The sequence below is a fragment of the Streptomyces sp. OZ13 genome (assembly GCF_052068155.1).
Lineage (GTDB): Bacteria > Actinomycetota > Actinomycetes > Streptomycetales > Streptomycetaceae > Streptomyces.
On sequence record NZ_JBQHCZ010000060.1, the window covers coordinates 1 to 544 of the forward strand.

A 544-nucleotide genomic window follows, 5' to 3' on the forward strand; every position below is an offset into this window, starting at 1 on the left:
CCGCGCCGGGGACGCCGCGCTTGATGCCGATGAGGGCGTCCATCAGGCGCAGGCCCTCGAACGCGTCGCGGGCGTAGCGGACTTCGCCGTCGTAGATCTCGTGGAGGTCCTGTTCGACGTAGGCGCGGGTGAGGGCGGCGCCGCCGAGGATGACCGGGTAGTCGGCGGCCATGCCCCGCTGGTTGAGCTCTTGGAGGTTCTCTTTCATGATCACCGTGGACTTGACCAGCAGGCCCGACATGCCGATCACGTCGGCCTTGTGTTCCTTGGCCGCGTCGAGGATCGCGGAGACGGGCTGCTTGATGCCCAGGTTGACCACGTTGTAGCCGTTGTTGGACAGGATGATGTCCACGAGGTTCTTGCCGATGTCATGGACGTCGCCGCGGACGGTGGCCAGCACGATCGTGCCCTTGCCCTCGGCATCGGACTTCTCCATGTGCGGCTCGAGGTGCGCCACCGCGTTCTTCATCACCTCGGCGGACTGGAGCACGAACGGCAGCTGCATCTGCCCGGAGCCGAACAGCTCGCCGACGACCTTCATGCC

1 protein-coding gene is annotated in these 544 nt (G+C 66.0%); it reads right to left on the minus strand.

Features of this window, described 5'->3' with window-relative positions; translation table 11 throughout:
* On the minus strand, positions 1 to 544 hold a 544-nt coding region (locus ACTMTU_RS36080), incomplete at both ends, for a cobalamin-dependent protein (protein ID WP_441267650.1).